The sequence below is a fragment of the Rhodococcus sp. ENV425 genome (assembly GCF_002887785.1).
Lineage (GTDB): Bacteria > Actinomycetota > Actinomycetes > Mycobacteriales > Mycobacteriaceae > Rhodococcus > Rhodococcus aetherivorans.
The window spans coordinates 1-6,227 of the sequence record NZ_PCZU01000112.1; the positions used below are offsets into that span (position 1 = coordinate 1).

Consider the following 6,227-nt stretch of genomic DNA (forward strand, 5'->3'; position numbering starts at 1 on the left):
CCGCTCTGGTAGATGTTGACCAGCAGGTCGTCGACCGGACCCGAGGTCATGATGTGGAACTCGCCGCGGACCGGGCCGAGGGTGATCTCCTGCCGGAAGAGCATCACGTTGATCATCGGTCCGCCGTAGCTGTGGGCCCGGCCGGCGGTGCCGGTCTCGCGGCGGAGGTCCTCGAGGCTGAACCGCTGGTGGCGCAGCGCACCGGTCAGTTCCAGCTGGGCCCGCTGCACCAGGTCGGCGCGGGTGTCGTCGTCCTCGAGACGGATGTGCAGCGGTGCGGTGTTGACGAGCATGCCGCCGGAGCGTTTCGCCGCCGCGGTGGTGCGCGCGAACACCGGCAGATTGAGCATCACGTCGGCGCGGCCGGTCAGCCGGGAGAGATAGCACGCGGCCGCCGCGACCACCGTCGCGGCGGCCGAGGATCCGCTCGTGGCATCGGCGTCGGTCAATCGGGCGACCAGGTCGTCGGGCAGGGTGACACTCTCGAGGGTGCTGCGCGCGGCGGTCGGCACCGCCCGCCGCGCCAGGGTCGATCCATCCTCGAGCCCGGCGACCCGCCCGATCCAGTAGTCCCGGTCGCTCGCGTACCGGTTCGAACCGCGGTAGTCGAGATCCGACTGGTAGAGGTCGTGCAGGTCGGCGGCGGTGGGTGGCTCGGGGACGCGGTCCTCGTGGGCCGCCGAGTACAGCGCGGCGATCCGGTTGACCATCGTCATGGCACCGAAGCCGTCGAGGGCGACGTGGTGGATCCGGCTGTACCACAGGTGCCGTCGCTCACCGATCCGCAGGATCGTCATGTTCACCAGCGAGTCGTCGGCCAGATCGACCGGGGTGGCGTAGTCGGTGTTCATCCACTGCTGCGCCGTGGCCATCGGATCGGGCGCATCGGAGAAGTCCAGCAGCGGGATGTCGCTGAGGTCGAAGTCGGGATCGACGTACTGGTACGGCTCACCGTCGACCTCGACGACCCGCAGGTACGGCGACTGGAACTCGCGGGCGGCCTCGTGCGCGGCCTCGCGCAGCAGATCCAGATCGAGGTCCCCGGGCAGGTCGACGTACTGGGCGATGCAGACGGGCACCTCGGGTGCCAGCTGTTGTGCGAACCAGATCGAGCGCTGGGCAGAGGACAACGGGAAGGCCCCGGGCGGAATGTGCAGCCGCTCTTGCAACGAACTCCCCTTCACGAAAGTGATTCCAGTGATGTCCTGGCACCCCCCGGCACCGTGCAGGAAAACCCCTCGGTCGGATCGACGTGGCTGTAGCTCTTTCCCCTTCGATCGTCCGCGCCCTCGAATGTGTGACAGGAGCGCTCCCTCAAGCTAGACCACCGCGACGACGTCTCGGCCCGAAACCGGACCGAAAAATCGACCCCTCGGGCCGCATCGATCCCGAGTCGAGACCGGAGGGGGGACCTGTCGCGGCGCTCGCGGCGAATCGACGAGGATTTGTTACCGTTCGATCGCGATCCGGTCACCGGATGCGCTCGAATCACAGTTTCGGTAACCGCTTTTCGAACCGGACCCCGGAAACGCCCCGCGGCGGACCCGGTCCCCCTATTGTCGAGCCGACCACGCCGTCGCCCGTGCCCGCCCCATCCTCGAGGAGCTCTGGATGCAGCAGCGTCGATGGACCGTTCGTTCGCTCACCGCCGCGGCGGCCGCGGCTGTCGCCGTGGCCGTGCCCGCCCACGCCGTCGCGGAGCCGGCACCCCCGGGATTGCCGCCGGATGCGCTGCGGGCGGCGGCCGCCGCGGATTCCCCCGAGGCGCTGCGGGCGGTGGAGTCCCTGCTCGACGCGGCCCGCACCCCGGCGTTGTTCGAGCCGCCGCCGCGCAACACGCCGCAGCCGTTCATGCAGCCCGCCCCCACGTTCGGGCTCGGCTGCGGCGGCGGCTTCACCCCGTACGCGATGACCACCGGCTGGGCCCAGCCCGGCCCCAACGCGGTGCCGCCCGTGCAGATCGGGCAGTTGAAGATCTTCGTCTCCCCCACGATCCCCACCCTGCCGGCGCGGGCCGACCTGAAGTTCGTATGGCTGAACATGGAGAACTTCCGCGGCGGCGTGGCCACCCTCGACGACACCGTCGGCGGGGTGCCGCAGCTGTCGAAGACCCTCGACACCGGCACCGGGCCGGTGCTGTCGGCACTGTTCGGTTCCGTGCAGTACGTCGACGGCACCTTCTGCCAGGTGGTGTACACGATGGGGGCGTTCTTCGCCTGAGGCCGCCGCCGGCTCGGCGGAGCCCGGTTCAGCGGAGCCGCTCGGCGGCGCGAGCCAGGCGCACCAGGTCGGCGCACAGCGGCGCCAGCTCCTCCGGACCCGCGCCCTCGCCCACCGCGGTCGCGACGTCCTCGGCCGCGCACCGCACCTCGAAGGCGCGGTCGGCGACCGCGCTCGCCTCGTCGGCGGTCAGGACCACCGCGTCCTCCGGCAGGCCCGCCTCCCGGGCGAGGGTGCGGTGCTCGTAGGCCCGCTGGCGGCACGAGCGGCGGCAATAGCGGCGGCGGCGCCCGAGCGGGGCGTCGGCGACCGGCCGGCCGCACCAGAGGCAGTTCTCCGGTTTACGGGTACGTCCGGTCATGGCCGCACACCCTACCGGCCCGCGGCGCCGGAGCGGCCGTGGCAGCCCGGTAGAATGACCCGCGCCCACGGCCCCGGGGCGGTCGGGAACCGATTCGACCGCGCGGGCGTTGACAAGAGTGGTCGGCATCCGCCGATGTCGACCGCACTGTGGACGCTCGCTTCCCTCGGAGGCGAGCGCACCGGGCGGAGCACACAAGAGAGGACACCACCATGGCAGATCGTGTACTGCGAGGCAGCCGGCTCGGGGCGGTGAGCTACGAGACCGACCGTGACCACGATCTGGCGCCGCGGCGGATCGCCCGCTACCGCTGTGACAACGGCGAGGAGTTCGACGTTCCGTTCGCCGACGACGCGGAGATCCCCGGCACCTGGATCTGCAAGAACGGCCTGGAAGGCTCCCTGGTCGAGGGCGCGGCACCGGAGACTAAGAAGGTCAAGCCGCCGCGCACCCACTGGGACATGCTGCTCGAGCGCCGCTCCATCGACGAGCTCGACGAACTGCTCAAGGAGCGCCTCGAACTGCTCAAGACCAAGCGGCGCGGCGCCTGACCCGCCCCCACCGGCACCTCACGATGCCGCCCCCGGGATCCGTCCCGGGGGCGGCATCGCGTATCACGGCCCCCAGGGGTCGGCCGTGTTGCGCGCACGGCACAAAAAGATCAAACGCCGACAGCGCCTTCGCGCGCGTGTCATCATGATCGAACACCGGCCGGATTCTCGGACCGGCGACCTCGGACGACGCGAAACGGAATGACCCACTGGGGTTTCGGGACGTGGTACAGGGGGCGAGAAGCAATGGACAACAGCAACGACCGCAGGGCCGGCGGCACCGCCGAATCCACGCCGGACCGCCTGCTCGACGGGCTGCGCACCGAACTCGACCGCGTCGATGCCCGGCTCCTCGACGACGTCCGGGACCGGCTGCGGATCTGCGCCCGCATCGCGCACCTGAAACAGCGGCACGCCATCCCGATGCTGCAGCCGGGGCGGATGCAGGTCGTGCACGACCGCGCGGAGACCTACGCGCACCGCAACGCCATGTCGCCCGAGTTCCTGCACTCGTTGTACGCGCTGCTCATCGCTGAGGCGTGCCGGGTCGAGGACCTCATCATCGACGGCACCGGCTCGGCGTCGGCCGAGCTGCGCGAGACCCGGACCTGAGGCCGGTCATGGCCGCGCCGCCGCCCGCCGGTTCGATCCGCACCCTGCTGATCGACAACTACGACTCGTTCACCTACAACCTCTACAGCCTGCTTGCGGAGGTCAACGGTGTTGCGCCCACGGTCGTCAGCAACGACACCCCGTGGGAGTGCCTGGACCTGGACCGGTTCGACAACGTCGTCGTCTCCCCCGGGCCGGGGCGGCCCGACCGGGCCCGCGACTTCGGGATCAGCTCCCACGCCCTGCTCGACTCCGGTCTGCCGGTGCTCGGGGTGTGCCTGGGCCACCAGGGCCTGTGCAACCTGTTCGGCAGCGACGTGGTGCGCGCCCCGCAACCGGTGCACGGACGGCTCTCGCGGATCCGGCACACCGGCACCGGGTTGTTCGCCGGCATTCCCTCGCCGTTCGCGGCGGTGAGATACCACTCGCTGGTCGTCGACCGGGTGCCCGACGAGCTCGAGGCCGTCGCCTGGACCGAGGACGGGCTGCTCATGGGGGTCGCCCACCGGACCCGTCCGCTGTGGGGGGTGCAGTTCCACCCCGAATCGATCTGCACCGAGTACGGCCGCGAACTGCTGGCGAACTTCCGCGACGCGACCCCGGCCCGGCCCCACCCGCCGGAGCCGGCCCTACCGCCAGCGCCGACGGCCCCGCCCCCGGCGCTGGTGCTCGAGAGCCGCCGGATCGCACACAACCCGGACCCGCAGCGGGTGTTCGAAGCGTTGTTCGCCGAGGGCCCGCACAGCTTCTGGCTGGACGGCAGTGCCGCCACCGAGCCGAACTCGCGGTTCTCCATCCTCGGGGACGGATCGGGACCACGCGCCGAGTTCGTCACCTACAGCGTCGCCGAGACCCTGGTGCGCGAACAGCGGGCCGGGGAACCGGTCGCCGAGTTCCACACCACCTTCTTCGACCACGTCGACCGTCGCCTCGCCGAGCGCACGGTCGCCCGGCGGGACGACCTGCCGTTCGCGTTCGCTCTCGGGTACGTGGGCTACCTGGGGTACGAGCTCAAGGCCGACACCGGCGGCCAGCTGGTGCACACGTCCCCCATCGCGGACGCGGCGATGGTGTTCGCCGACCGCGCGGTCGTGCTCGACCACGAGGCGCGCTGCTGCTATCTGCTGGCGTTGAGCGAGCGGACCGGTGAGCCGGCCACGACCGCGTGGTTCGACGAGACCGCCGCGGTGCTCGAGTCCCTGCCGGAGTCCGCCACGGCGCCGGCCACGGCGCCGCTGGTGCGGGCGGAGCAGGATCCGCAGGTGCGGTTGCGGCACGAGCCGCAGCGGTACCTCGAGCTGATCGCCCAGTCGATCGCCGAGATCCGCAGCGGCGAGACGTACGAGGTGTGCCTGACCAATGCGGCGACCGTGGAGCGCAGCGTGGATCCGCTGCGTACCTACGAGACGCTGCGGGAACTCAGCCCGACCCCGTACAGCGCCCTGCTGCGCTTCCCGGAGGTGTCGGTGCTCAGCGCCTCGCCGGAGAGGTTCCTGCGGATCGGCCCGGACCGGGTGGTCGAGTCGAAGCCGATCAAGGGCACCCGGCCGCGCGGCACCACCGAGGACGCGGACCGGGCGTTGCGGCAGAGCCTGCTCGACAGCGAGAAGGACCGGTCGGAGAACCTGATGATCGTCGACCTGGTGCGCAACGACCTCTCGCGGGTGTGCGTACCCGGCTCGGTGCACGTGCCGAAGCTGTTCGACGTCGAGACGTACGCGGCCGTGCACCAACTGGTCTCCACGGTCCGGGGCACGTTGCGCCCGGATGCGACCGCGGTGGACTGCGTGCGGGCCGCGTTCCCGGGCGGGTCGATGACCGGGGCTCCGAAGCTGCGCACCATGGAGATCATCGACAAGCTCGAGGACGGCCCCCGCGGCGTGTATTCGGGGGCGCTGGGATATCTGTCCCCGACGGGGGCGGCGGATCTGTCGATCGTCATCCGCACCATGGTCGCCACCGAGCACGAGGTGGGGTTCGGAATCGGCGGCGCCATCGTCGCGTTGTCGGATCCGGCGGACGAGCTCGAGGAGACGATGGTCAAGGCGGTGGCGATGCGCCGCACCCTGTCGGTGAACGAGTCGCCCGAGGACGGCCCCCGCGCGTGAACGCCGCGGCCGGTCCCGTGGTCGTCGCCGGCGGTGCCGGCGCGGTCGGCCGGATGCTGGTCGAGGCGTTCCGTCGCGACGGCACCGCCGTGGTGGTGATCGACCCGGCCGCCGGCGACGACCCGGCCGCGCTGCGCGGCGATGTCACCGCCCCCACGGCGGCGATGCGGGACGCGGTCCGGGTCGCTCCGGCAGTGGTGCTGGCCCTGCCCGAGACCACCGCACTCGCCGCCGCCGCCCCGCTCGGTGCGCTGCTGTCGCCGGCCGCGGTGCTCGTCGAGACGCTGTCGGTGAAGTCGGCGTGGGCGCGGGCCGTGCGCGAGCCGGGGTGGTCCGCGCAGTGCGTGGGGCTGAACCCGATGTTCGCGCCGGCGC

At 71.5% G+C, this 6,227-nt stretch carries 7 protein-coding genes; 5 read left to right on the plus strand and 2 right to left on the minus strand.

Annotated features, from left to right (window positions below; translation table 11 throughout):
• Nucleotides 1-1,169, minus strand: a 1,169-nt coding sequence (locus CQZ88_RS08735; RefSeq protein WP_258008518.1) for a condensation domain-containing protein, incomplete at its 3' end; no start/stop codon positions are given.
• Between the two features lie 442 nt (nt 1,170-1,611).
• Here CQZ88_RS08735 and CQZ88_RS08740 point away from each other — a divergent pair.
• Nucleotides 1,612-2,220 carry a hypothetical protein gene (locus CQZ88_RS08740; RefSeq protein ID WP_006931068.1) on the plus strand — a complete coding sequence of 203 codons (609 nt, stop codon included), beginning with the start codon at nt 1,612-1,614 and terminating at the stop codon, nt 2,218-2,220.
• Nucleotides 2,221-2,248: 28 nt separating this feature from the next.
• Here CQZ88_RS08740 and CQZ88_RS08745 read toward each other — a convergent pair whose 3' ends face one another.
• Complete coding sequence (locus CQZ88_RS08745; RefSeq protein ID WP_006931067.1) at nt 2,249-2,581, minus strand: hypothetical protein; 333 nt, start codon at nt 2,579-2,581, stop codon at nt 2,249-2,251.
• A gap of 212 nt (nt 2,582-2,793) precedes the next feature.
• On the opposite strand from CQZ88_RS08745, the gene CQZ88_RS08750 reads away from it, so the two are divergent.
• The 4 genes from CQZ88_RS08750 to CQZ88_RS08765 form a co-directional block, all read left to right on the plus strand.
• Complete coding sequence (locus CQZ88_RS08750) at nt 2,794-3,132, plus strand: RNA polymerase-binding protein RbpA (protein ID WP_006931066.1); 339 nt, start codon at nt 2,794-2,796, stop codon at nt 3,130-3,132.
• Nucleotides 3,133-3,378: 246 nt separating this feature from the next.
• On the plus strand, nt 3,379-3,744 hold the full coding sequence (locus CQZ88_RS08755; RefSeq protein WP_006931064.1) for a chorismate mutase: 366 nt from the start codon (nt 3,379-3,381) through the stop codon (nt 3,742-3,744).
• An 8-nt stretch (nt 3,745-3,752) separates the two neighbouring features.
• Nucleotides 3,753-5,852 carry an aminodeoxychorismate synthase component I gene (pabB, locus tag CQZ88_RS08760; protein ID WP_029543800.1) on the plus strand — a complete coding sequence of 700 codons (2,100 nt, stop codon included), beginning with the start codon at nt 3,753-3,755 and terminating at the stop codon, nt 5,850-5,852.
• The coding region (locus CQZ88_RS08765) for an NAD-dependent epimerase/dehydratase family protein (RefSeq protein ID WP_146034282.1) at nt 5,849-6,227 on the plus strand (379 nt) is incomplete at its 3' end. The genes pabB and CQZ88_RS08765, both read left to right, overlap by 4 nt.